The organism is Pseudomonas sp. 37 R 15 (assembly GCF_900004865.1).
Classification (GTDB): domain Bacteria; phylum Pseudomonadota; class Gammaproteobacteria; order Pseudomonadales; family Pseudomonadaceae; genus Aquipseudomonas; species Aquipseudomonas fluorescens_AM.
Window position 1 is genome coordinate 1 of sequence record NZ_CVTV01000046.1, and the last position, 25,394, is coordinate 25,394.

Below are 25,394 nucleotides of genomic sequence, written 5' to 3' on the forward strand. Positions count from 1 at the left end.
AAGATTATCAGCATCACAAGTTACTCCGCGAGAAATCAAAGATGTAACCAACGATTGCTGAGCCAAGTTTAGGGTTTCTTAAAAACCCAAAGATGTTTGAACTGAAGAGTTTGATCATGGCTCAGATTGAACGCTGGCGGCAGGCCTAACACATGCAAGTCGAGCGGTAGAGAGAAGCTTGCTTCTCTTGAGAGCGGCGGACGGGTGAGTAAAGCCTAGGAATCTGCCTGGTAGTGGGGGATAACGTTCGGAAACGGACGCTAATACCGCATACGTCCTACGGGAGAAAGCAGGGGACCTTCGGGCCTTGCGCTATCAGATGAGCCTAGGTCGGATTAGCTAGTTGGTGAGGTAATGGCTCACCAAGGCGACGATCCGTAACTGGTCTGAGAGGATGATCAGTCACACTGGAACTGAGACACGGTCCAGACTCCTACGGGAGGCAGCAGTGGGGAATATTGGACAATGGGCGAAAGCCTGATCCAGCCATGCCGCGTGTGTGAAGAAGGTCTTCGGATTGTAAAGCACTTTAAGTTGGGAGGAAGGGCAGTTACCTAATACGTGATTGTTTTGACGTTACCGACAGAATAAGCACCGGCTAACTCTGTGCCAGCAGCCGCGGTAATACAGAGGGTGCAAGCGTTAATCGGAATTACTGGGCGTAAAGCGCGCGTAGGTGGTTTGTTAAGTTGGATGTGAAATCCCCGGGCTCAACCTGGGAACTGCATTCAAAACTGACTGACTAGAGTGTGGTAGAGGGTGGTGGAATTTCCTGTGTAGCGGTGAAATGCGTAGATATAGGAAGGAACACCAGTGGCGAAGGCGACCACCTGGACCAACACTGACACTGAGGTGCGAAAGCGTGGGGAGCAAACAGGATTAGATACCCTGGTAGTCCACGCCGTAAACGATGTCAACTAGCCGTTGGGAGCCTTGAGCTCTTAGTGGCGCAGCTAACGCATTAAGTTGACCGCCTGGGGAGTACGGCCGCAAGGTTAAAACTCAAATGAATTGACGGGGGCCCGCACAAGCGGTGGAGCATGTGGTTTAATTCGAAGCAACGCGAAGAACCTTACCAGGCCTTGACATCCAATGAACTTTCTAGAGATAGATTGGTGCCTTCGGGAACATTGAGACAGGTGCTGCATGGCTGTCGTCAGCTCGTGTCGTGAGATGTTGGGTTAAGTCCCGTAACGAGCGCAACCCTTGTCCTTAGTTACCAGCACGTTATGGTGGGCACTCTAAGGAGACTGCCGGTGACAAACCGGAGGAAGGTGGGGATGACGTCAAGTCATCATGGCCCTTACGGCCTGGGCTACACACGTGCTACAATGGTCGGTACAGAGGGTTGCCAAGCCGCGAGGTGGAGCTAATCCCACAAAACCGATCGTAGTCCGGATCGCAGTCTGCAACTCGACTGCGTGAAGTCGGAATCGCTAGTAATCGCGAATCAGAATGTCGCGGTGAATACGTTCCCGGGCCTTGTACACACCGCCCGTCACACCATGGGAGTGGGTTGCACCAGAAGTAGCTAGTCTAACCTTCGGGAGGACGGTTACCACGGTGTGATTCATGACTGGGGTGAAGTCGTAACAAGGTAGCCGTAGGGGAACCTGCGGCTGGATCACCTCCTTAATCGACGACATCAGCTGCTCCATAAGTTCCCACACGAATTGCTTGATTCATTGAAGAAGACGATAGAAGCAGCTTCAAGCTTTGAGCTACAAGCTTCAAGTTTGATTGCGTAACGCATCAAAATTGGGTCTGTAGCTCAGTTGGTTAGAGCGCACCCCTGATAAGGGTGAGGTCGGCAGTTCGAATCTGCCCAGACCCACCAATTTTAGTGTCGCAACCCGTTTAAAAGCGGGGCCATAGCTCAGCTGGGAGAGCGCCTGCCTTGCACGCAGGAGGTCAACGGTTCGATCCCGTTTGGCTCCACCATTAACTGCTTCTGCTGTTAGAGTTTAGAAATGAATATTCTGAAGTGAATATTGATTTCTAGTCTTTGATTAGATCGTTCTTTAAAAATTTGGGTATGTGATAGAAAGATAGACTGAACGTTACTTTCACTGGTAACGGATCAGGCTAAGGTAAAATTTGTGAGTTCTCTTAACGAGAAATTCGAATTTTCGGCGAATGTTGTCTTCACAGTATAACCAGATTGCTTGGGGTTATATGGTCAAGTGAAGAAGCGCATACGGTGGATGCCTTGGCAGTCAGAGGCGATGAAAGACGTGGTAGCCTGCGAAAAGCTTCGGGGAGTCGGCAAACAGACTTTGATCCGGAGATGTCTGAATGGGGGAACCCAGCCATCATAAGATGGTTATCTTACGCTGAATACATAGGCGTAAGAGGCGAACCAGGGGAACTGAAACATCTAAGTACCCTGAGGAAAAGAAATCAACCGAGATTCCCTTAGTAGTGGCGAGCGAACGGGGACTAGCCCTTAAGTGGCTTTGAGATTAGCGGAACGCTCTGGAAAGTGCGGCCATAGTGGGTGATAGCCCTGTACGCGAAAATCTCTTAGTCATGAAATCGAGTAGGACGGAGCACGAGAAACTTTGTCTGAATATGGGGGGACCATCCTCCAAGGCTAAATACTACTGACTGACCGATAGTGAACTAGTACCGTGAGGGAAAGGCGAAAAGAACCCCGGAGAGGGGAGTGAAATAGATCCTGAAACCGTATGCGTACAAGCAGTGGGAGCCCACTTTGTTGGGTGACTGCGTACCTTTTGTATAATGGGTCAGCGACTTATTTTCAGTGGCGAGCTTAACCGAATAGGGGAGGCGTAGCGAAAGCGAGTCTTAATAGGGCGTCTAGTCGCTGGGAATAGACCCGAAACCGGGCGATCTATCCATGGGCAGGTTGAAGGTTGGGTAACACTAACTGGAGGACCGAACCGACTACCGTTGAAAAGTTAGCGGATGACCTGTGGATCGGAGTGAAAGGCTAATCAAGCTCGGAGATAGCTGGTTCTCCTCGAAAGCTATTTAGGTAGCGCCTCATGTATCACTGTAGGGGGTAGAGCACTGTTTCGGCTAGGGGGTCATCCCGACTTACCAAACCGATGCAAACTCCGAATACCTACAAGTGCCGAGCATGGGAGACACACGGCGGGTGCTAACGTCCGTCGTGAAAAGGGAAACAACCCAGACCGTCAGCTAAGGTCCCAAAGTTATGGTTAAGTGGGAAACGATGTGGGAAGGCTTAGACAGCTAGGAGGTTGGCTTAGAAGCAGCCACCCTTTAAAGAAAGCGTAATAGCTCACTAGTCGAGTCGGCCTGCGCGGAAGATGTAACGGGGCTCAAACCATACACCGAAGCTACGGGTATCACGTAAGTGATGCGGTAGAGGAGCGTTCTGTAAGCCTGTGAAGGTGAGTTGAGAAGCTTGCTGGAGGTATCAGAAGTGCGAATGCTGACATGAGTAACGACAATGGGTGTGAAAAACACCCACGCCGAAAGACCAAGGTTTCCTGCGCAACGTTAATCGACGCAGGGTTAGTCGGTCCCTAAGGCGAGGCTGAAAAGCGTAGTCGATGGAAAACAGGTTAATATTCCTGTACTTCTGGTTATTGCGATGGAGGGACGGAGAAGGCTAGGCCAGCTTGGCGTTGGTTGTCCAAGTTTAAGGTGGTAGGCTGAGATCTTAGGTAAATCCGGGATCTTAAGGCCGAGAGCTGATGACGAGTTATCTTTTAGATGACGAAGTGGTTGATGCCATGCTTCCAAGAAAAGCTTCTAAGCTTCAGGTAACCAGGAACCGTACCCCAAACCGACACAGGTGGTTGGGTAGAGAATACCAAGGCGCTTGAGAGAACTCGGGTGAAGGAACTAGGCAAAATGGCACCGTAACTTCGGGAGAAGGTGCGCCGGTGAGGGTGAAGGACTTGCTCCGTAAGCTCATGCCGGTCGAAGATACCAGGCCGCTGCGACTGTTTATTAAAAACACAGCACTCTGCAAACACGAAAGTGGACGTATAGGGTGTGACGCCTGCCCGGTGCCGGAAGGTTAATTGATGGGGTTAGCTAACGCGAAGCTCTTGATCGAAGCCCCGGTAAACGGCGGCCGTAACTATAACGGTCCTAAGGTAGCGAAATTCCTTGTCGGGTAAGTTCCGACCTGCACGAATGGCGTAACGATGGCGGCGCTGTCTCCACCCGAGACTCAGTGAAATTGAAATCGCTGTGAAGATGCAGTGTATCCGCGGCTAGACGGAAAGACCCCGTGAACCTTTACTATAGCTTTGCACTGGACTTTGAATTTGCTTGTGTAGGATAGGTGGGAGGCTTTGAAGCGTGGACGCCAGTCTGCGTGGAGCCAACCTTGAAATACCACCCTGGCAACTTTGAGGTTCTAACTCAGGTCCGTTATCCGGATCGAGGACAGTGTATGGTGGGTAGTTTGACTGGGGCGGTCTCCTCCTAAAGAGTAACGGAGGAGTACGAAGGTGCGCTCAGACCGGTCGGAAATCGGTCGTAGAGTATAAAGGCAAAAGCGCGCTTGACTGCGAGACAGACACGTCGAGCAGGTACGAAAGTAGGTCTTAGTGATCCGGTGGTTCTGTATGGAAGGGCCATCGCTCAACGGATAAAAGGTACTCCGGGGATAACAGGCTGATACCGCCCAAGAGTTCATATCGACGGCGGTGTTTGGCACCTCGATGTCGGCTCATCACATCCTGGGGCTGAAGCCGGTCCCAAGGGTATGGCTGTTCGCCATTTAAAGTGGTACGCGAGCTGGGTTTAGAACGTCGTGAGACAGTTCGGTCCCTATCTGCCGTGGACGTTTGAGATTTGAGAGGGGCTGCTCCTAGTACGAGAGGACCGGAGTGGACGAACCTCTGGTGTTCCGGTTGTCACGCCAGTGGCATTGCCGGGTAGCTATGTTCGGAATAGATAACCGCTGAAAGCATCTAAGCGGGAAACTAGCCTCAAGATGAGATCTCACTGGAACCTTGAGTTCCCTGAAGGGCCGTCGAAGACTACGACGTTGATAGGTTGGGTGTGTAAGCGCTGTGAGGCGTTGAGCTAACCAATACTAATTGCCCGTGAGGCTTGACCATATAACACCCAAGCAATTTGACTACTCTAACGAGCATCAGATTGCGGTGTGTGAAGACGAGATGAACCGAAAGTTCGAAGACTCACAAAACACCGACAGCTGTCACATACCCAATTTGCTGAAGCGAGGCCATCAGGCCACGACTCAGTACCCGAATTTCTTGACGACCATAGAGCATTGGAACCACCTGATCCCATCCCGAACTCAGCAGTGAAACGATGCATCGCCGATGGTAGTGTGGGGTTTCCCCATGTGAGAGTAGGTCATCGTCAAGATTAAATTCCGAAACCCCAATTGCGAAAGCAGTTGGGGTTTTGTTTTGGGCGCTCGAAAAGTACCAAGGCGCTCATAGCCATGGTCTTCAGTGCTAAAGTCCACGCCTCGATTTTTGCTTTTCCAAGGAAGCCGTTATGCCGGGTGCAACGTCCCTCAGCGCAGGATTCATGGTGGTTCACGGTAACCGCCTGGACGAGCTGCGCAGCCTGGTAGTCAGCTGGATGCGTCGTTATCCCCTGGCGCCTTTGGAGAATGAAATTGCTCTGGTCCAAAGCAATGGCATCGCCCAATGGCTCAAGCTTGCCCTGGCCGAAGATCCCCAGGCAGACGATATGGGGGGCTGTGGCATCGCAGCGGCAATCGATGTGCAATTGCCCGGCAGTTTCATGTGGCAGCTCTATCGCATGGTGCTGGGGCGTGACGAAATCCCCCCCAAGTCTCTGCTTGATAAGGCCCCGCTGACGTGGCGACTCATGCGTCTGCTCCCGGAGCTTATTGATCAGCCCCATTTTGAGCCGTTGCAACGCTTCCTGACCCACGACACCGACCTGCGCAAACGCTACCAGCTCGCCGAGCGCCTGGCCGACTTGTTCGACCAATACCAGGTGTATCGCGCCGATTGGCTGGAAGATTGGGCTGCAGGGCGCCATCAGTTACGCAACGGGCGCGGCGAATCCAAACCCCTTAACCCTGCCAACTGCTGGCAAGCTGAGTTATGGCGCGCGCTGTTGCTTGACGTGGGAGCGCAGGGCATGGCCGAGAGCCGTGCCGGCGTTCACCAACGCTTTATCGAACGCATCAACACGCTTGAGCAAGCGCCGCCTGGCTTACCGTCCCGAGTGATCGTCTTCGGCATTTCATCGCTGCCCGCCCAGGCGCTCGAAGCACTGGCAGGCCTGGCCCGTTTTAGCCAAGTGTTGCTGTGCGTGCACAACCCTTGCCGCCATCATTGGTCGGACATCGTGGCCGACAAGGACCTGCTGCGTAACGAGTACAAGCGCCAGGCGCGCAAAGCAGGCATGCCCGTCACCATAGACCCACACACCTTGCACCAGCACGCTCATCCGCTGCTCGCCGCCTGGGGCAAGCAAGGCCGTGACTACATCAGCCTGTTGGACAGTTATGACGACCCCAACAGCTACCGCGCCGCCTTCCGTGATGGTCGTATCGACCTGTTCAGCGACAGCCAACCCACCACGCTGCTCAACCAGCTTCAGGACGACATCCTCGAACTGCGCCCACTCGATGAGACCCGTGAGTTCTGGCCGGCGGTCGATCTGACACGCGACGCATCCATTCGCTTTCACATCGCCCACAGCGCCCAACGCGAAGTGGAGATTCTCCACGACCAATTACTCCAACGTTTCAGCGCCGACCCCACTTTGCGCCCTCGGGACATCATCGTCATGGTCCCCGACGTCGACAGCTACGCGCCGCACATTCGCGCGGTTTTCGGTCAACTGGAAAGAAACGACCCACGCTTCATTCCGTTCACCCTGACAGACCAGGGGCAACGCGGTCGTGACCCGCTGTTGATCGCGGTCGAGCACCTGCTCAAACTCCCCGACAGCCGTTTTCCAGTCAGCGAAATTCTCGACCTGCTGGATGTCCCCGCCCTGCGCGAACGTTTCGCCATCAATGAGCGCGACCTGCCTACACTGCATCGCTGGATTGAAGGCGCGGGCATCCGCTGGGGGCTCAACGCCGAACAGCGTGCGGGCCTGGGGCTGCCCGCAGAACTTGAGCAGAACAGCTGGCGATTCGGCCTGCGGCGGATGCTGCTGGGCTACGCCGTCGGTACGGGTGTGGCGTGCGAAGGCATCGAGCCTTACGACGAGATCGGAGGGCTTGATGCGGCGCTGATTGGTCCACTGGTCGCCTTGCTCGACGCCTTAAACGACGCGCACCAGGCGCTGTCGCAACCGGCACCTCCCCACGTGTGGGGCGAGCGTCTGCAACGCTTGATGCAGCTGTTTTTCCTGCCCGGCAGCGAGCACGATGACTACCTGCTTGGCCAGCTTGAACAGTTAAGAGAGACCTGGCTGGAAACCTGCGAATCCGTCGGCCTGCAAGACGAATTACCCCTCACCGTGGTCCGTGAGGCGTGGTTGGCGGGGCTTGACCAAGGCCGCCTGTCCCAACGCTTCCTTGCGGGCGCGGTCAATTTTTGTACCTTGATGCCCATGCGCGCGATCCCGTTCAAGCTGGTCTGTCTGCTCGGCATGAATGACGGTGACTACCCGCGTGCCCAGCCGCCGCTTGACTTTGACCTGATGGGCAGCGACTACCGTCCCGGCGATCGTTCGCGCCGTGAAGACGATCGCTACCTGCTGCTCGAAGCCCTGCTTTCCGCGCGCGACCAGCTCTACATCAGTTGGGTCGGCCGCAGCATCCGCGACAACAGCGATCGCCCGGCCTCGGTGCTGATCGGCCAACTGCGCGACCACCTCGCCAGCGGCTGGCATAACGCCCAGAGCGATCACTCCCTGATCGACGCAATGACCCAGGAACACCCGCTCCAACCGTTCAGCGCCCGCTACTTCCATGAAGGCGACCCGCTGTTCAGTTATGCCCGCGAATGGCAATTGCTGCATCAAGCCCCTGCTGCAATCGCACATGACCAGGCGTTGGCACCGCACCACCAGGAAGAGCCCCTGAGTCTCGGCCAGTTACAGGATTTCCTGCGCAATCCGGTCAAACATTTCTTCAGTCAACGCCTGAAAGTGTTCTTTGAAGCCGCCGAAGTACCGCTGGCCGACGAAGAACCCTTCGTCCTCGACGCACTGCAACGCTACACCCTCAGCGACAGCCTGCTCAACGCTGCACTGGCCCGGCCCGACCAGCTTGATCAGGCGCTCAACGCCCAAGCCTTGCGCCTGCAAGGCAGCGGCCTGCTGCCGATGGTCGGCTTCGGCGAATGCCTGCGCCACGAGCTGATCGAGCCGTTGCCGGACCTGCTGCAACGCTACCAACACCTCCTGGCGCTCTGGCCAACCCCGCACATTGGCGCGCAACCGATCAGTTTCGCGTACCAGGGCATTCAGCTCGAAGGCTGGATCAGCGGCCTGCACCGGCGCAGTGATGGCGGCCTGTTAAGCGTGACCACCCTCCCCAACAGCATCGGCTCGATCAAAACGCGCAAGTGGCACCGCCTGATTCGCCCCTGGGTCAATCATGTGGTCGCCTGTGCCTGTGGCGTGCCGTTGAGTACCGGCTTGGTGGCCAGTGACGACACCTTGCTGCTCGCCCCGTTGGACACGGCCATCGCGCAGAACCTCCTCGGTGACTTGCTGCTCGCCTGGCACACCGGCATGAGTAAACCGCTGCCCGTCGCGGTAAAAACCGCCTTTGCCTGGCTCGGCCAGACCGATCCGGCCAAAGCCCAGGCCGCTGCCAGCAAGGCCTACGAGGGCGACGGTATCACCACCGACGGCGAACGCCGCGAAACGCCCGCGCTGACCCGCCAGTTCCCCGACTACACCACGCTGGTCGCCAGCGAAGAGTTCGAAGGCTGGTGCGAAACCTTGTATCGCCCGCTGATCAACGCGCCTTGGCGTTCATTGTCCAGCGAGGAGGCCGGCGCATGACCAGCAAACCCTTGGCCCTGGCCTTTCCGCTCAAAGGCAGCCAGCTGATTGAAGCCAGCGCCGGCACCGGCAAAACCTTCACGATTTCGGCCCTGTACCTGCGCCTGGTGCTCGGCAACGGTGGCGATGAGTCCGGTTTCGGCCGTGAACTGCTACCGCCGCAAATCCTCGTGGTGACCTTCACCGACGCCGCCACCAAGGAGCTGCGTGAACGTATCCGTATCCGTCTGGCAGAGGCCGCGCGGTTTTTCCGCGACGAAATCGAGCAGCCCGACGCCTTGATCGCCGACCTGCGTCACCAATACCCCGTGGAACAGTGGCCCGCCTGCGCCAATCGGCTGGACATTGCCGCGCAGTGGATGGACGAAGCCGCCGTCTCGACGATTCACAGTTGGTGCCAGCGCATGCTGCGCGAACACGCTTTCGACAGCGGCAGCCTGTTTACCCAGACCCTGGAAACCGACCACAGCGACTTGCTCGGTGAAGTGCTGCGCGACTACTGGCGCCTGTTCTGCTACCCGATGCGTGACGACGCGCTCAACTGGGTGCGTAACAACTGGGGCGGACCGGCCGCCTTGATGCCACGGGTGCGCGCGTTGTTCGGCAGTGAGCGGCCCGCCGAAGACAGCCGCGAGCCCGCCGAAATAATCTCTGCCTGCCTGCAAGAGCGTCGCGAGGCATTGGCCAGCATCAAGGCGCCTTGGCAACAATGGGCCGTCGAGCTGCGTGATCTGTGCCTGCAAGCCGTGGCCGCCAAAGCGGTCGATGGACGCAAAATGCAGGCGCGTTATTTCGAGCCCTGGTTTGAAAAAATCAGTGCCTGGGCCGCCGACGAAACCCTGGAGCAACTGGATATTGGCACCGGCTTTACCCGGCTGACCCCCGAGGGTATGGCCGAAGCCTGGAAAGGCGAGCCGCCACGGCATCCCGGCATCGACGCCATGGCCGGTCTGAAAGCGGCCCTTGACGCACTGCCGACCCCGGACGCCACGGTGTTGCAACACGCCGCCGCCTGGGTGGGCAAGCGCTTCGAAGAAGAGAAGCGGCGTCGCGCTGAAATGGGCTTCGACGACATGCTGATCCGCCTCAACGCCGCGCTCCAGGCTGACGGCGGCGAGCGCCTCGCCAGCGTGATCCGCGAGCAATTCCCGGTGGCCTTGATCGATGAATTCCAGGACACCGATCCGGTGCAATACAGCATCTTCGACAGTATTTACCGCATCGAAGAAAACCACCTGGACAGCGGCCTGTTCCTGATCGGCGACCCCAAGCAGGCGATCTACGCCTTTCGGGGCGCGGACATCTACACCTACCTGCGCGCCCGGCAGTCCACCACCGGTCGCCACCATACGTTGGGCACCAACTTCCGCTCCAGCCACGCAATGGTCGAAGCGGTAAACCACCTGTTCCAGCGCGCGGAAACCGGCCGCGGCGCGTTCCTGTTTCGTGAGCTCGACGGCCGTAACCCGGTGCCGTTCCACTCGGTGCTGTCCCAAGGCCGCAAAGAGCAGCTGCAGGTCGACGGCCAGACGCTGCCGGCAATGAACCTTTGGCATTTAGCCACCGACCAACCGATTTCCAATGTGCTGTATCGCCAACAACTGGCCGCCGCTTGCGCCACGCACATTGTCGAGTTGCTCAAGGGTGGCCAGCAGGGCACCGCAGGCTTTGCAACGGATGACACCTTCACAGGCGTGCTGCCGGCAGACATCGCCATCCTCGTGCGAGACGGCAAGGAAGCCCAGGCCGTGCGCGCCGAGTTGGCGGCACGGGGCGTGCGCAGCGTGTACCTGTCGGACAAGGACTCGGTCTTCGCCGCCCAGGAAGCCCACGACCTGCTGGCCTGGCTCAAGGCCTGCGCCGAGCCGGACGTCGAGCGCCCGCTGCGAGCGGCCCTGGCCTGCGTCACCTTGAACCTGTCACTGACGGAACTGGAGCGTCTGAACCAGGATGAACTGGCGTGGGAAAGCCGCGTGATGCAGTTCCGGGGCTACCGCTCGATCTGGCGCGCCCAAGGCGTGCTGCCGATGCTGCGTCGCCTGCTGCATGACTTCAAGCTGCCGCAAACCCTGATCGCCCGGAGCGATGGCGAGCGTGTGCTGACCAACCTGCTGCACCTCAGTGAGCTGCTGCAACAGGCCGGGTCGGAACTGGACGGCGAGCAGGCGCTGATTCGCCACCTTGCCGAGCACCTGGCGCTGTCGGGCCAGGCCGGTGAAGAGCAGATCCTGCGCCTGGAAAGTGACGAGCAGTTGGTCAAGGTGGTGACGATCCACAAATCCAAGGGCCTGGAATACGACCTGGTGTTCCTGCCCTTCATCTGCTCGACCAAACCGGTGGACGGCACGCGCTTGCCGCTGCACTACCACGACGCGCAGGGCAAATCCCACGTCAGCCTGCGGCCTACCGCTGAGTTGATCGCCCAGGCCGACGATGAGCGCTTGGCCGAAGACCTGCGCTTGCTGTACGTCGCCCTGACCCGCGCCAAACATGCCTGCTGGCTGGGCATCGCCGACCTCAAGCGGGGCAATAGCAGCAGCTCCGTGCTGCACCTGTCGGCGTTGGGCTATCTGCTGGGTGCCGGTGCGCTGTTGGGTGAGTCCGCCGGCCTGGCGCGCTGGTTGCTGGATGTGCAGCAGGGTTGCCCGGCCATCAGCTATGCCCAGGTGCCCGCAGCGCAAGACATCGTGTTCCACCCTCCGCGCAACGAAGCGACCTTGCTGGCTGCGCTGTTGCCCAAACGCAAGGCGGCGGAGAACTGGTGGATTGCGTCCTACAGCGCCTTGCGCATTGGCGACAGCATGAGCGCCGCCAGTCTCGAGGCGCCTGAAAGCCCGCAGGCGCAGAAACTGTTCGATGACGAACGCCTGGATCCCGACGCACCGCGTGAAGTGGTGGCGTCCGGCGGTGATATTCATCGATTCCCACGCGGTCCGAATCCAGGCACTTTCCTTCACGGCTTGTTGGAGTGGGCCGGTGAAGAGGCTTTCAACGTCAGCCCCGAGGCCATTGAAAAGGCCGTCGGAGCGCGTTGCAATCGGCGCAATTGGGAAGGCTGGATCGTCACCCTCAGCGCCTGGCTTGGCCACTTGTTGCACGCGCCGCTGCCCCTGTACGCCGACCGGGTCAGCCTCAGCGCGCTGCAGCACTACCAGATCGAAATGGAATTCTGGTTCGCCAGCCATAAAGTCGACGTGCTCGCCCTCGACAAATTGGTGTGCCAGTACACCCACCACGGCGTCTCACGCGTGGCGGCCGAGCCGGTGTTGCTCAACGGCATGTTCAAAGGCTTTATCGACCTGACCTTCGAGCACGATGGCCGTTATTACGTGGCTGACTACAAATCCAACTGGCTCGGGCCTGACGATTCGGCCTACACCATGGAAGCCATGGAACAGTCGATCCTCGAGCATCGGTACGACCTGCAATACGTACTTTACCTGCTGGCCCTGCATCGCCAACTCAAGGCGCGCCTGCCGGATTACGACTACGAACGCCACGTCGGCGGCGCCCTCTACCTGTTCCTGCGCGGAACGCAGTCGGCGACCCAGGGCGCGTACTTCACCCGGCCGCCGCGTGAGCTGATCGAAGGGCTGGACCTGTTGTTCCAGGGCAAGCCTATCCCGCCAAAAGCCGAGCCCGCCTGGGAACAAGGAGTGCTGCTATGAGCCTGTCGCCGCTGCTGCTGGAGGAACTGTCGCCGCTCAGTCGCGCCGCCGACCTGGTGCAACTGCTGGAGCGCTGGGTCGACCGTGGCTGGTTGCGGGCCCTGGACAAAGCGTTCGTTGGCTTCCTGCACGAGCTTGACCCACAGGCCGATCCCCTGGTGCTGCTGGCGGCGGCATTGACCAGCCACCAATTGGGTCACGGTCATGTATGCCTCGACCTGTTCGAAACCCTGCAGGCGCCGGATTTTGCCCTGTCGCTGCCGCCCGAGGGCGACCTGCAGACCGGCGCGATGCTGCTGCCGTCGCAATTGCTCGCGGGGCTGGACGGCGCCCACTGGTGTCATGCCCTGGCCACCAGCCGTTTGGTCGCGCTGGCGTTCGATAGCACTGAGTCGGCCCGGAGCCGCCCGTTGGTCCTGTCCGGAAAACGCCTCTATCTGCGCCGCTACTGGGCTTATGAACGGCGCATCGACAGTGCCTTGCGCCTGCGGCTGGCCAGCCACGAGAGCGTCGCCGCCGATTTGCCGCAGCGCCTGAATGGTTTATTCGATCAACCGGCGCCCGATGGCGCGATCGACTGGCAAAAACTGGCCTGCGCCCTGGCCACCCGGGGTGCATTCAGCATCGTCACCGGCGGCCCCGGCACCGGCAAGACCACCACCGTGGTGCGCCTGCTCGCGCTGTTGCAGGCGCCTGCCGTGGAAAGCGGCAATCCCTTGCGCATTCGCCTGGCCGCGCCCACCGGTAAAGCCGCCGCACGTCTCACCGAGTCCATCAGTCAGCAAGTGCTGTCGCTGAAAGTGCCCGATAGCGTGCGCGAAAAAATCCCGACCCAGGTCACCACCGTTCACCGTTTGCTGGGCAGCCGACCGGGCACTCGGCACTTCCGTCATCACATCGGCAACCCGTTACCGCTGGATGTGCTGGTGGTGGACGAAGCGTCGATGATCGATCTGGAAATGATGGCCAATCTGCTTGACGCTTTGCCACCCCATGCTCGCCTGGTGCTGCTGGGTGACAAGGACCAGCTTGCGTCGGTGGAGGCGGGCGCGGTGCTCGGTGATCTGTGTCGCGATGCCGAGGCTGGCTGGTACAGCCCGGCCACGCGCCAATGGCTGCAAGCGGTCAGCGCCGAAGACCTCAGCAACAGCGGCTTGCTTGAAGACCTCGACGGCAGTCATCCGCTGGCCCAGCAGGTGGTGATGCTGCGCCACTCGCGGCGCTTCGGCGAGGGCAGCGGCATCGGCCAGCTGGCGCGCTGGGTCAACCAGCAGAACGCTGAACAGGCGCGCACGCTGTTGGCCGCGCGCAGTCATGACGACCTGTTCTGTCTCAGCCTCAAGGGCGAGCAAGATCACGCGCTTGAGCGCCTGGTACTGGACGGGCAGGGCGAAGGTGCCCAAGGCTATCGCTTTTACCTGAACCTGCTGCAGTCGGCGCGCCCTGCACCGCAGACCCCGCGTGACGATCACGCCTGGACCCATTGGGCGCAGCAACTGCTGCAAGCCTTCGACGCGTTTCAGTTGCTCTGCGCCGTGCGCAAAGGTCCTTGGGGCGTTGAAGGATTGAACCTGCGCATTACCGCGGCCTTGCGCAAGGTGCGGCTGATCGAGGGCGACGAGCAGTGGTATGAAGGGCGTCCGGTGCTGATGACCCGTAACGACTATGGCCTGGGCCTGATGAACGGGGACATCGGTATCGCCTTGAAATTGCCCGAGAGCGACGGCGGCCCTCAGGTGCTGCGCGTGGCCTTCCCGCGCAATGACGGCCAGGGGGGCGTGCGCTTCGTGCTGCCCAGCCGGCTCAACGATGTGGAAACCGTCTATGCCATGACCGTGCACAAATCCCAGGGGTCGGAGTTCACCCATACCGCGCTGATCCTGCCGGACGCGTTGAATCCGGTGCTGACCAAAGAACTGATCTACACCGGTATCACCCGCGCCAAACGCTGGTTCAGCCTGATCGAACCGCGTGCCGGCGTCTTTGAGGAAGCGGTACGGCGGCGGGTCAAACGCTTGAGCGGGCTGATGCTGGAGCTGGACGCTTCACCCGAAGAAACTGACTGAACGGTCATGCGATATTTTTGATTCAGATGTCTGATTTTTCTGAAAAAATACTCAGCACTGAGAAAAGCCTCGCGTCATGGGGTTTTCCGCTGCTGTGCTATCGTTGCGGCATCACCCTGAAATTTCTTGAGAGAATTGCTGCATGAACGTGGCTGTCTCGCTCACAGAGCGTAGTTTGAGCTGGAGACGCCTGTTGCAGGTGGCGTTGCTATGCCTGCTCGCTCCGCAAGCCTGGGCTCAAACGCCCAGCCTGGCCGAGCAGCGCGCCCAGGCGGTGACCCAGGTCGTGCTCGGGATTCTCAGTTATGCCCGTTGGCCGGTGGAGCCTGCGCAACTGCGCTTGTGCATCGTCGGGCCCACCCAGTACACCGACGACCTGATCAAAGGCACTACCCAGGCCACCGGCCGACCGGTGGCAGTGCGACGCCTGCTGGCCAATCATCCGGACATCGTCAGCGCCTGCGACGCCGTCTACATCGGCAAACTCAGCGCTGACGAACGCACCGCGTTGTTTGCTTCATTGATCGGCCATCCGGTGCTCAGCATCAGCGAAGGCGGCGACCAATGCACCGTGGGCAGCCTGTTCTGCCTGCGGGTGAGTGATGCGCAAGTGTCGTTCGAGGTGAACCTGGACTCCGTCGCCCGCAGCGGCGTACGTATTCACCCCAGCGTGCTGCAACTGTCGCGCCGTCGAGCGCCGGCGCCATGAAGCGGGCCAAGGCGCGACCGACCCTGAGGTCGGTCATCGGCAGAGGGCACATGATCCTGGCCCTGGTGGCGGTGGCGCTGGCCAGTGTGTCCCTGACCCTGCTCGGCGTGCTGGCGCTGCGGGTGTATGCCGAACACAACCTGCACCTGATCGCACGCTCGATCAATTACACCGTGGAAGCGGCCGTGGTGTTCGACGACAGCGCCGCCGCCACTGAAGCCTTGAGCCTGATTGCTTCAACCGAAGAGGTGGCCCAGGCCGAAGTCTTCGATGCCAGTGGCAAGCTGCTGGCGCAATGGGTGCGGCCGAACACCGGGATGTTGTCGCAGGTTGAACTCAAACTGGCGCATGCGTTGCTCGAGCAACCCATCAGCCAGCCGATCCTTCACCAGGGGCAAACGGTGGGCAGCATCCACCTGACCGGTCATGGCGGCAGCCTGTTGCGCTTCCTGCTCAGCGGCCTGGCGGGCATTGTGATCTGCACCGCGCTCAGCGCCTGGGTGGCGCTGCATCTGGCGCGGCGTCTGTTGAACGGCATCACCGGGCCGCTGCAAAGCCTTGCTGCCGTGGCCCACGCCGCCCGCAGCGAACGCGACTTCGACCGCCGCGTGCCCCCGGCCCAGATTGCCGAACTCGACAGCCTGGGCAGTGACTTCAATGCCCTGCTGGGCGAGATGGAGGCCTGGCAAAATCATCTGCAAAGCGAAAACGAAACCCTCGCGCACCAGGCCAGCCACGACAGCCTCACCGGCCTGCCCAACCGTGCGTTCTTTGAAGGCCGGTTGATTCGTGCCTTGCGCAGCGCCGCCAAGGTCAACGAACGGGTGGGGGTGTTGTTTCTCGACAGCGATCGTTTCAAAGACATCAACGACAACTTCGGCCACGCCGCTGGCGATGCCGTACTGGTGGCCGTTGCCGAGCGCGTGCGTGCACAGCTGCGCGAAGATGACCTGGTGGCCCGCCTGGGCGGTGATGAATTCGCCGTCCTGCTGGCGCCGCTGCACAAAGTCGACGATGCGCAACGCATTGCCGACAAGATCATTGCCAGCATGGACCAACCGATCCCGCTGCCCGGCAACACCCAGGTCTTGACCTCCCTCAGTATCGGCATCGCCATTTATCCCGATCATGGCGCCACGCCCGGCACCCTGCTCAATGCCGCCGATGTGGCGATGTACCAAGCTAAACGGCTGTCGTCGGGCAGTCAGCAAACGGCGGAGCCTGCCCACCCTGTCGTCAACGTCCAGCACAGGAGTTAACCCTTTGTTCTCTAACTCACGCGTTCTATTCATCAGCTTGCTTCTCGCCTGCCTGGCCCTCGGCGGCTGCCAGACCGCACCGCCCAAAGGCCTGAGCGCGGCACAAGTGGCCGTGCTCAAGCAGCAGGGTTTCGAGCTGACTGACGAAGGCTGGGCCTTCGGCTTGTCTGGCAAAGTGCTGTTTGGCAGCGACGTCGAAACCCTCAACAAGCCCAGCACCGACATCGTCGAACGCATCGGCAAGGCCTTGGTGGGCGCCGGCATCGAACGCGTGCGCGTCGACGGCCACACCGACGCTTCCGGCAAGGAACTCTACAACCAGGCCTTGTCCCTGCGCCGTGCTGAAAGTGTGGGCAAGGTGCTGACCAGCGTGGGCATGAAAGAACAAAACATCCAACTGCGCGGCCTGGGCAGCAGCGAGCCGGTGGCCGCGAACACAACGGCGGCGGGGCGCACCGAAAATCGACGCGTGTCGATTGTGGTCATCGCGGACTAAGTGCCTTCACCGTCCTCAATCTGAAACCCATTCAAATGTGGGAGGGGGCTTGCCCCCGATAGCAGTGTCTCAGCCAATACATCTGGCAACTGACACACCGCCATCGGGGGCAAGCCCCCTCCCACATTGGTGCAGCGGTGTGCTTAAGACTGTGTTCGCTTAACGGCTCGGCGTCATCGCCTGCGTCAAGTCATCCACTACCGCCTTGCCCATCTCACACAGATAATGCGCGGCCCACGCGTATTGCTCGCCACGCACATCCATGGCGGCTTCCATTGCGAGTTTCTTGGAGTAAAAAAGCAGGGTAGAGGCGTGTTCCAGGGCTTCCTCAATCGGCATGTCGGCGTTGACGCGGAACAACGGTTTTTGGTTTTCGCCGTAGTCGCCGAAGGTGACTACGCCGAGGGTGATGATGGAGGAAAGCGGTGGATCAGGGATGATTTTGCTCATGGTGATTGCTTTCTGATGAATTAGAGCCGCCACATCACATCGCTAAACATGAAGAGGGTGGCAGCTGTGTGCAGGTTAGCGATCCGGGCCAGAGCGCATCCCGGGTAGACTCGAAAGTCTCCCGCACACAGCCGCCATAAAACGCTAAAAGCTGACTGACGCCAGCTAATACTGTTGGGGGCAGTGCCACGCTTGGAACCCGGATCGCTAAACCCGATCGCTGATATGCAGCGACCCAGGGAGGCTAGTGACCCAAACGTTACAGCGCAATAGGCCATGGATTCTCTAGGAAACGTCCTGCAATTTAAAGGGAATCGTCGTTGATGGCCCTTTAATCCGCGAGCGATCAAGAGAACAAAACATCCAGCTGCGCGGCCTGGGCAGCAGCGAGCCGGTAGCGGCGAATACAGCCACGGCGGGGCGCACCGACAATCGGCGCGTGTCAATTGTGGTCATCGCGGACTAAGGCCTCAACTTGAAATGCGATCCAAGTGTGGGAGGGGGCAAGCCCCCTCCCACATTTATCCGCGCGGCGCATTCAGTCTGCAAACCGCATCTCCCGCGTCTCCCCCATCAACAACCCCTGATTCTGCTCTGTCACTTCCCGGATGTAATCCCACAGCAACGTAATCCGCTTGAGCTTCCTCAAATCCTCCCGGCAATACATCCAGAACTGCCGCGTAATCGCGATCTGCTCCTCCAGCACCGGCAGCAGTCGCGGGTCCTGCGCCGCCAGAAAGCACGGCAATATCGCCATCGAACGCCCCTGCTGCGCCGCCACATACTGCGCGATGACACTGGTACTGCGCAGGCTGGCGCTGGCGCCCGGCACTACGTTCGCCAGGTACAGCAGCTCCGAGCTGAACGCCAGGTCGTCCACGTAGCTGATAAACGGATGCTCGGCCAGGTCCGTCGGGCGTTGGATCGGCGGGTGTTGGTCGAGGTAGTCCTGTGTGGCGTACAACTGCAGTTTGTAATCGCACAGCTTGCAGCATACGTACGGGCCGTGTTCCGGGCGTTCCAGGGCGATGACGATGTCGGCTTCGCGCTTGGACAGGCTGATGAAGTGCGGCAGGGGCAGGATGTCCACCGAGATCGCCGGATAGGTGTCGACGAAGTGGCTCAGTTGCGGGGTGACGAAAAAGCTGCCGAAGCCTTCGGTACAGCCCATGCGCACATGCCCGGACAGCGCCACGCCGGAGCCGGAGACTTGTTCGCACGCCATGTGCAGGGTGCTTTCGATGGACTCGGCGTAACCCAGCAAACGCTGGCCCTCGGCGGTGAGGACAAAACCGTTGGTCCGGGATTTTTCGAACAGCAGGGTGCCAAGCGACACTTCCAGTGAGCTGATGCGCCGTGACACGGTGGTGTAGTCAACCGCCAGGCGCTTGGCGGCGACACTGGCCTTGCGGGTGCGGGCCACTTCGAGAAAAAACTTCAGGTCATCCCAGTTCAGGGAGCCCAGTGATGTGATGTTTTTTTGCATATTGGACCGGCTTTTATGTGCGTTCTTATTAGAGATTTGCACATCTATACTCCAAAAACAGCCCGAACGCCTCCTTCTTCAAGGCGATTCACTCTCTGCATAACAACAAGATTCCGGAGACCCTCATGAACGCATCTGCCGATATTTCCATACAACAGGTCAAGTTGCTGATCAACGGCGAGTGGGTCGAGTCCAAGACCACCGAATGGCAAGACATCGTCAACCCGGCTACCCAGCAAGTGTTGGCCAGGGTCCCGTTCGCCACGGCCGATGAGGTCAACGCGGCCATCGACGCGGCCCAGCGCGCCTTCCAGACCTGGAAGCTGACGCCGATTGGCGCGCGCATGCGCATCATGCTCAAGCTGCAAGCCTTGATCCGCGAACATTCCAAGCGCATTGCCGTGGTCCTCAGCAACGAGCAGGGTAAAACCATTGCCGATGCCGAGGGCGATATTTTCCGTGGCCTGGAAGTGGTCGAGCACGCCTGTTCCATCGGCACCCTGCAAATGGGCGAGTTCGCCGAGAACGTCGCGGGTGGCGTGGATACCTACACCCTGCGCCAGCCCATCGGCGTCTGCGCCGGCATCACGCCGTTCAACTTCCCGGCAATGATTCCGCTGTGGATGTTCCCGATGGCCATCGCCTGCGGTAACACCTTCGTGCTCAAGCCGTCCGAGCAGGACCCGCTGTCGACCATGCTGCTGGTGGAGCTGGCGCTGGAAGCTGGCGTACCGGCTGGCGTACTCAACGTGGTGCACGGTGGCAAGGACGTGGTGGATGCGCTGTGCACCCACAAAGATATCAAGGCGGTGTCTTTCGTCGGCTCAACCGCTGTGGGCACTCACGTTTATGACCTGGCCGGCAAACACGGCAAGCGTGTGCAATCGATGATGGGCGCCAAGAACCATGCGGTGGTGCTGCCGGATGCTAACCGTGAGCACACTCTGAATGCCCTGGTCGGTGCCGGTTTTGGCGCGGCAGGCCAGCGTTGCATGGCCACCTCGGTGGTGGTGCTGGTGGGCGCGTCCAAGCAATGGCTGCCGGATCTCAAGGCGCTGGCGCAAAAACTCAAGGTCAACGCGGGCAGCGAGGCGGGTACGGATGTCGGCCCGGTGATCTCCAAACGTGCCAAGGCACGCATCCTGGAGCTGATCGAAAGCGGCGTGAAAGAAGGTGCCACGCTGGAGCTGGACGGGCGCGACATCAAGGTGCCGGGCTTCGAGCAAGGTAACTTCGTTGGCCCGACGCTGTTCTCGGGCGTGACCACCGACATGCAAATCTACACCCAGGAAATCTTCGGCCCGGTGCTGGTGGTGCTGGAGGTCGACACCCTCGATCAAGCCATTGCACTGGTCAACGCCAACCCGTTCGGCAACGGCACCGGCCTGTTCACCCAGAGCGGCGCGGCGGCGCGTAAGTTCCAGAGTGAAATCGATGTAGGCCAGGTCGGTATCAACATTCCGATCCCGGTGCCGGTACCGTTCTTCAGCTTCACCGGCTCCCGTGGTTCCAAGCTGGGTGACCTGGGCCCGTACGGCAAGCAGGTGGTGCAGTTCTACACCCAGACCAAGACCGTCACCAGCCGCTGGTTCGATGACGACACGGTCAACGATGGCGTCAACACCACCATCAACCTGCGCTGAAACCTGGGAGACGACCATGAAGATTGCATTTATCGGCCTGGGCAACATGGGCGCGCCCATGGCCCGCAACCTGATCAAGGCCGGGCACGCACTGAACCTGTTCGACCTGAACCAGACCGTGCTCAAGGAGTTGGCTGAACTGGGCGGCACCATCAGCAGTTCGCCCCGTGATGCGGCGACAGACGCTGAACTGGTGATTACCATGCTGCCGGCCGCCCCCCATGTGCGCAGCGTCTGGTTGAATGAAGATGGCGTTTTGGCCGGTATCGGCAAAGGCGTGCCCGCGGTGGATTGCAGCACCATCGACCCACAGACCATCCGCGATGTAGCAGTAGCGGCGGCAAAACAGGGCGTGGCAGTGGCCGATGCGCCGGTCTCCGGTGGCACCGGCGGCGCGCAAGCCGGGACGCTGACCTTTATGGTCGGCGCCAACCCGGAACTGTTCGCCACCCTGCAACCGGTACTGGCGCAGATGGGCCGCAACATCGTGCACTGCGGCGATGTGGGCACCGGGCAAATCGCCAAGATCTGCAACAACCTGCTGCTCGGGATCAGCATGGTCGGCGTCAGTGAGGCCATGGCCCTGGGCGATGCCTTGGGCATCGATACCCAAGTGCTGGCGGGCATCATCAACAGCTCTACCGGGCGTTGCTGGAGTTCCGACACCTACAACCCGTGGCCGGGTGTGATTGAAACGGCGCCGTCATCGCGCGGCTATACCGGTGGTTTCGGTGCCGACCTGATGCTCAAGGATTTGGGGCTTGCCACTGAAGCGGCGCGCCAGGCACACCAGCCGGTGATCCTCGGTGCGGTGGCCCAGCAGTTGTATCAATCGATGAGCCAGCGAGGGGAAGGGGGCAAGGACTTCTCGGCGATCATCAACAGTTATCGAAAGCTCAAATAAAGACGGTGGCGAGGGAGCAATCTCCCTCGCCTCAGGTTTGGCAGTTCAGGCAAACACAAAATACTTACGCACCGTCTCGACCACCTCCCACGTGCCCTTCATCCCGGGTTCCACCACGAAGATATCCCCAGCACGCAGATGGATCGGCGCCATGCCTTCGGCTGTGATCACGCAATAGCCTTCCTGGAAGTGGCAGTATTCCCATTTCACGTATTCCACGTACCACTTGCCCGGCGTGCAGATCCAGGTGCCCATGATCTTGCTGCCGTCATCACTGGTGTAGGCGTTGAGGTTGACGGTGTGCGGGTCGCCTTCGAGCTTTTCCCATTTGCAGGCATCCAGGACCGGCAAGGGATGGGTGTCGCGCAGTACGGTGATGGGTTTGGACATGATGACTCCGAGGCATGGGAATAAGAGTCGAACCCTATAGCGTCACAGCGGGGGCTGGTGGTCTGGACTCGACATCGGTATGCCCAGAAGCGCAGCCCAGTGCGAAGCGCGGTCAATGTGGGAGGGGCAAGCCCCCTCCCACATTGATTGCTGGTGGCCGCACCCCTGTGTTGAGAGGTGTTTCTGCGCGCAAACCAAGCGTTTTCTCGCAGTAACTGCGAAAGAATTCCCTTGCGGCGCCAGAATTCGCAAGAAAATTCACGTGCTGCCCTCGTATCATTCACCCAGGATGAGTGAGAGCCTTGAAAATGAACCCAATAACAACGTGGTGGGACATCAGCCCGCCCTTGAGTGCGGCGACCCCGACCTGGCCGGGCGATACGCCGTTCCAGGAAGAGCGCGTGTGGCAGTTCGGGCCGGAGTGCCCGGTGAATGTGGGGCGCGTGACGCTGTCGCCACATACCGGCGCCCATGTGGATGCACCGCTGCATTACAGCGCCGACGGCGCGCCGATTGGCGAGGTGTCGTTGGACGTGTACATGGGCCCGTGCCGCGTGTTGCACTGCCTGGGCAGTGGCGCCCTGGTGCAACCGCATCAACTGCAAGGGCGTGTGGATAACCTGCCCGAGCGCGTGCTGCTGCGCACTTATCCACAAGCGCCACTGACGCAATGGGATTCAGATTTCACCGCCATCGCCCCGCAAACCATCGAGCTGCTCGCCAGCCTCGGCGTGCGCCTGATCGGTATCGACACGCCCTCCCTGGACCCGCAACAGTCCAAGACCATGGACTCGCACAACGCCGTGGCGCGCCATGGCATGGCGATCCTTGAAGGCATCGTGCTCGACGATGTACCGGAGGGCGACTATGAGCTGATCGCGCTGCCGCTGCGTTTTGCCAACCTGGACGCCAGCCCTGTCCGCGCAATTCTGCGCCCGCTCAAGGAGCCCACGCGATGAGCCAGTGTCCCTTCTCGCCAGAATATAAGCCTGCCGACCACCAGTCCCCGGAAGAATGGCACAACGCCGAGCTGAATTTTTCCGAGTCCATGAGCTACGGCGACTACCTGGACCTGGGCAAAGTCCTCAGCGCCCAGCACCCGCTGTCGCCGGACCATAACGAAATGCTGTTCATCATCCAGCACCAGACCTCGGAGCTGTGGATGAAACTGATGCTGCACGAACTCAAGGCGGCCCGCGAACACGTGCGCCTCGGTGAGTTGCCGCCAGCCTTCAAGATGCTGGCGCGGGTCTCGAGGATCTTCGACCAGTTGGTACACGCCTGGGCGGTGCTGGCGACCATGACACCGTCGGAATACAAGGCGATCCGCCCGTTCCTCGGGCAGTCGTCGGGGTTCCAGTCGTTCCAGTACCGCGAGATTGAATTTATCCTCGGCAACAAGAGCCCGGCGCTGTTGCGGCCCCATGCCCATCGCCCGGCGTTGCTGGAGCAATTGCAGGTGGCGATTGCCACGCCGTCGCTGTATGACGAAGCGATCAACCTGATGGTCAAGGCCGGTCTGGCGATAGATCCGAAACGGGCCGAGCGCGACCCGACGGCGGCAACGGTTCACGATGAATCGGTGGAGGCTGCGTGGCGTGAGGTATACCGCGACCCGAGCCGTTATTGGGACTTGTATCAGTTGGCCGAGAAGTTCATCGACCTGGAGGATTCGTTCCGCCAGTGGCGCTTCCGGCATGTGACCACGGTGGAACGGATCATCGGCTTCCAGCCGGGAACCGGCGGCACTGAAGGTGTGGGGTATCTGCGCAAGATGCTCGACACGGTGCTGTTCCCCGAGTTGTGGCGGGTGCGTTCTACCCTCTGAACAAAAAAGCCCCGGACTACCGGGGCTGTTCATTTGGAATGCAGTTAAAAATGTGGGAGGGGGCTTGCCCCCGATAGCGGTGGGCCAGTAGACATATCAGTGGCTGACCCACTGCAATCGGGGGCAAGCCCCCTCCCACATGGGTTACTGCGCTGTCACGACTTTCGCGTTTCGGACGCGCAACCGATACGCCACATAGATAATCCCCACCCACACCGGCATCGCATACACCGACTCGCGAATCCCTGGAATCGCCAGCATCACGCTGATGATCATCAGCATGAACGCCAGGCACAGGTAGTTGCTGAACGGGAACCAGAAGGTCTTGAACGACGGCGTCACGCCTTGCTCGCCCATGGCCTTGCGGAACTTGATGTGGGTGATGCTGATCAGCGCCCAGTTGATCATCAGCGAGGCAACCACCAGCGCGAACAGCAACTCCAGGGCACTCTGCGGCGCGACGTAGTTGACCACCACGCACAGCATCGTCACCAGCGCCGAAATCGCCAGCGCCCGCAACGGCACGCCTTGCTTGTTGAGCTTCATCAACGCCTTGGGCGCGTCGCCTTGCTCGGCCAGGCCGAACAGCATGCGGCTGTTGCAGTACACGCCGCTGTTGTATACCGACAACGCCGCGGTCAGCACCACGAAGTTGAGGATGTGCGCAGCGGTGTCATTGCCGATCAGCGAGAAAATCTGCACGAACGGGCTACCGCTGTAGGGATCGCCCGACGCGCCGAGGGTTTGCAGCAGTTGATCCCATGGGTACAGCGACAGCAGCACGGTGAGGGCGCCGACGTAGAAAATCAGGATCCGGTACACCACCTGGTTGATCGCCTTCGGGATCACCTTGCGCGGCTCGCTGGCCTCGGCGGCGGTGATGCCCACCAGCTCCAGGCCACCGAACGAGAACATGATGAACGCCATCGACATCAACAGCCCCATGCCACCGTTGGGGAAGAAACCGCCGTGGCTCCACAGGTTGCTGACCGACGCCTGCGGGCCGCCGGTACCGCTGAACAGCAGGTAGCAGCCGAGCACGATCATGCCGACAATCGCCACCACCTTGATGATCGCAAACCAGAATTCGGCTTCACCGAAGAACTTCACGTTCAGGGTGTTGATCAGGTTGACCGCGACGAAAAACACCAGCGCGCTGACCCAGGTCGGGATTTGTGGCCACCAGAACTGGATGTATTTGCCCACCGCCGTCAGTTCGGCCATGCCCACCAGCACGTACAGCACCCAGTAGTTCCAGCCTGCGAGAAAGCCCGCGTAACCGCCCCAGTATTTATGCGCAAAGTGGCTGAAGGAGCCGGCCACCGGCTCTTCGACAATCATCTCGCCGAGCTGGCGCATGATCAGGAAGGCGATGAAACCGGCTATCGCGTAACCCAGGATCATCGACGGCCCCGCCGACTTGAGCACCCCGGCCGAGCCGAGGAACAGTCCCGTGCCAATCGCCCCTCCCAAGGCGATCAGTTGAATGTGCCGGTTCTTCAGGCCGCGCTTGAGGCCCACCGGGTTTACCATGTCATCCGCCATTAACGTTCCCTTCTACTTG

14 protein-coding genes, 2 tRNA genes and 3 rRNA genes are annotated in these 25,394 nt (G+C 59.9%); 15 read left to right on the forward strand and 4 right to left on the reverse strand.

Annotated features, from left to right (window positions below):
* The first annotated feature begins 98 nt into the window (after nucleotides 1-98).
* From BFQ04_RS12825 to BFQ04_RS12875, 11 genes are all read left to right on the forward strand, one after another.
* Nucleotides 99-1,635, forward strand: a 16S ribosomal RNA gene (locus BFQ04_RS12825).
* Nucleotides 1,636-1,760: 125 nt separating this feature from the next.
* Nucleotides 1,761-1,837: transfer RNA gene (locus BFQ04_RS12830), tRNA-Ile, on the forward strand.
* Nucleotides 1,838-1,865: 28 nt separating this feature from the next.
* Nucleotides 1,866-1,941: transfer RNA gene (locus BFQ04_RS12835), tRNA-Ala, on the forward strand.
* Between the two features lie 236 nt (nucleotides 1,942-2,177).
* Nucleotides 2,178-5,069 (forward strand): 23S ribosomal RNA (locus BFQ04_RS12840).
* A gap of 158 nt (nucleotides 5,070-5,227) precedes the next feature.
* Nucleotides 5,228-5,343, forward strand: a 5S ribosomal RNA gene (gene rrf, locus BFQ04_RS12845).
* Together the 16S, 23S and 5S rRNA genes with 2 tRNA genes alongside form the textbook arrangement of a ribosomal RNA operon.
* A gap of 135 nt (nucleotides 5,344-5,478) precedes the next feature.
* A complete protein-coding gene (gene recC, locus BFQ04_RS12850) occupies nucleotides 5,479-8,931 on the forward strand; it encodes an exodeoxyribonuclease V subunit gamma (protein WP_065951147.1) in 3,453 nt (1,150 codons plus the stop codon).
* The gene (gene recB, locus BFQ04_RS12855; protein WP_065951148.1) at nucleotides 8,928-12,599 is read left to right on the forward strand and encodes an exodeoxyribonuclease V subunit beta; all 3,672 of its coding nucleotides are present in this window, start codon (nucleotides 8,928-8,930) and stop codon (nucleotides 12,597-12,599) included. Before recC ends, recB begins: the two co-directional genes overlap by 4 nt.
* A complete protein-coding gene (gene recD, locus BFQ04_RS12860; protein ID WP_065951149.1) occupies nucleotides 12,596-14,665 on the forward strand; it encodes an exodeoxyribonuclease V subunit alpha in 2,070 nt (689 codons plus the stop codon). The genes recB and recD overlap by 4 nt, the downstream gene beginning before the upstream one ends.
* A gap of 142 nt (nucleotides 14,666-14,807) precedes the next feature.
* Complete coding sequence (locus tag BFQ04_RS12865; protein ID WP_065951150.1) at nucleotides 14,808-15,374, forward strand: YfiR family protein; 567 nt, start codon at nucleotides 14,808-14,810, stop codon at nucleotides 15,372-15,374.
* Nucleotides 15,371-16,633, forward strand: a complete 1,263-nt coding sequence (locus tag BFQ04_RS12870) for a diguanylate cyclase domain-containing protein (RefSeq protein ID WP_065951151.1) — start codon at nucleotides 15,371-15,373, stop codon at nucleotides 16,631-16,633. Before BFQ04_RS12865 ends, BFQ04_RS12870 begins: the two co-directional genes overlap by 4 nt.
* A 4-nt stretch (nucleotides 16,634-16,637) precedes the next feature.
* Nucleotides 16,638-17,129, forward strand: coding sequence for an OmpA family protein (locus BFQ04_RS12875; RefSeq protein WP_065951152.1), 492 nt, complete (start codon nucleotides 16,638-16,640; stop codon nucleotides 17,127-17,129).
* Between the two features lie 159 nt (nucleotides 17,130-17,288).
* On the opposite strand, the gene BFQ04_RS12880 is transcribed toward BFQ04_RS12875, so the two are convergent.
* Together BFQ04_RS12880 and BFQ04_RS12885 are read right to left on the reverse strand one after the other, a co-directional pair.
* Nucleotides 17,289-17,579 carry a DUF3077 domain-containing protein gene (locus tag BFQ04_RS12880; protein WP_065951153.1) on the reverse strand — a complete coding sequence of 97 codons (291 nt, stop codon included), beginning with the start codon at nucleotides 17,577-17,579 and terminating at the stop codon, nucleotides 17,289-17,291.
* A 538-nt stretch (nucleotides 17,580-18,117) separates the two neighbouring features.
* On the reverse strand, nucleotides 18,118-19,065 hold the full coding sequence (locus BFQ04_RS12885; RefSeq protein WP_065951154.1) for a LysR family transcriptional regulator: 948 nt from the start codon (nucleotides 19,063-19,065) through the stop codon (nucleotides 18,118-18,120).
* Between the two features lie 125 nt (nucleotides 19,066-19,190).
* Between BFQ04_RS12885 and BFQ04_RS12890 the strand changes: the two genes are divergently transcribed.
* Complete coding sequence (locus BFQ04_RS12890) at nucleotides 19,191-20,708, forward strand: CoA-acylating methylmalonate-semialdehyde dehydrogenase (RefSeq protein ID WP_065951155.1); 1,518 nt, start codon at nucleotides 19,191-19,193, stop codon at nucleotides 20,706-20,708.
* Between the two features lie 16 nt (nucleotides 20,709-20,724).
* Nucleotides 20,725-21,612, forward strand: coding sequence for a 3-hydroxyisobutyrate dehydrogenase (mmsB, locus tag BFQ04_RS12895; protein WP_065951156.1), 888 nt, complete (start codon nucleotides 20,725-20,727; stop codon nucleotides 21,610-21,612).
* A 45-nt stretch (nucleotides 21,613-21,657) separates the two neighbouring features.
* On the opposite strand, the gene BFQ04_RS12900 is transcribed toward mmsB, so the two are convergent.
* The gene (locus BFQ04_RS12900) at nucleotides 21,658-22,002 is read right to left on the reverse strand and encodes a cupin domain-containing protein (RefSeq protein WP_065951157.1); all 345 of its coding nucleotides are present in this window, start codon (nucleotides 22,000-22,002) and stop codon (nucleotides 21,658-21,660) included.
* A gap of 308 nt (nucleotides 22,003-22,310) precedes the next feature.
* Between BFQ04_RS12900 and kynB the strand changes: the two genes are divergently transcribed.
* Together kynB and kynA are read left to right on the forward strand one after the other, a co-directional pair.
* A complete protein-coding gene (gene kynB, locus BFQ04_RS12905; RefSeq protein WP_065951158.1) occupies nucleotides 22,311-22,961 on the forward strand; it encodes an arylformamidase in 651 nt (216 codons plus the stop codon).
* On the forward strand, nucleotides 22,958-23,830 hold the full coding sequence (gene kynA / locus BFQ04_RS12910; protein WP_065951159.1) for a tryptophan 2,3-dioxygenase: 873 nt from the start codon (nucleotides 22,958-22,960) through the stop codon (nucleotides 23,828-23,830). The genes kynB and kynA overlap by 4 nt, the downstream gene beginning before the upstream one ends.
* Before the next feature lie 144 nt (nucleotides 23,831-23,974).
* On the opposite strand, the gene BFQ04_RS12915 is transcribed toward kynA, so the two are convergent.
* A complete protein-coding gene (locus tag BFQ04_RS12915) occupies nucleotides 23,975-25,375 on the reverse strand; it encodes an amino acid permease (protein ID WP_065951160.1) in 1,401 nt (466 codons plus the stop codon).
* Nucleotides 25,376-25,394 lie beyond the last annotated feature (19 nt).

Coding starts and splice junctions, on each gene's coding strand:
- kynB (WP_065951158.1), top strand. CDS start 22,311: ATGAACCCAATAACAACGTGGTGGGACATCAGCCCGCCCTTGAGTGCG.
- BFQ04_RS12915 (WP_065951160.1), bottom strand. CDS start 25,375: ATGGCGGATGACATGGTAAACCCGGTGGGCCTCAAGCGCGGCCTGAAG.
- BFQ04_RS12885 (WP_065951154.1), bottom strand. CDS start 19,065: ATGCAAAAAAACATCACATCACTGGGCTCCCTGAACTGGGATGACCTG.
- recC (WP_065951147.1), top strand. CDS start 5,479: ATGCCGGGTGCAACGTCCCTCAGCGCAGGATTCATGGTGGTTCACGGT.
- mmsB (WP_065951156.1), top strand. CDS start 20,725: ATGAAGATTGCATTTATCGGCCTGGGCAACATGGGCGCGCCCATGGCC.
- BFQ04_RS12890 (WP_065951155.1), top strand. CDS start 19,191: ATGAACGCATCTGCCGATATTTCCATACAACAGGTCAAGTTGCTGATC.
- kynA (WP_065951159.1), top strand. CDS start 22,958: ATGAGCCAGTGTCCCTTCTCGCCAGAATATAAGCCTGCCGACCACCAG.
- BFQ04_RS12870 (WP_065951151.1), top strand. CDS start 15,371: ATGAAGCGGGCCAAGGCGCGACCGACCCTGAGGTCGGTCATCGGCAGA.
- BFQ04_RS12865 (WP_065951150.1), top strand. CDS start 14,808: ATGAACGTGGCTGTCTCGCTCACAGAGCGTAGTTTGAGCTGGAGACGC.
- recB (WP_065951148.1), top strand. CDS start 8,928: ATGACCAGCAAACCCTTGGCCCTGGCCTTTCCGCTCAAAGGCAGCCAG.
- BFQ04_RS12880 (WP_065951153.1), bottom strand. CDS start 17,579: ATGAGCAAAATCATCCCTGATCCACCGCTTTCCTCCATCATCACCCTC.
- recD (WP_065951149.1), top strand. CDS start 12,596: ATGAGCCTGTCGCCGCTGCTGCTGGAGGAACTGTCGCCGCTCAGTCGC.
- BFQ04_RS12900 (WP_065951157.1), bottom strand. CDS start 22,002: ATGTCCAAACCCATCACCGTACTGCGCGACACCCATCCCTTGCCGGTC.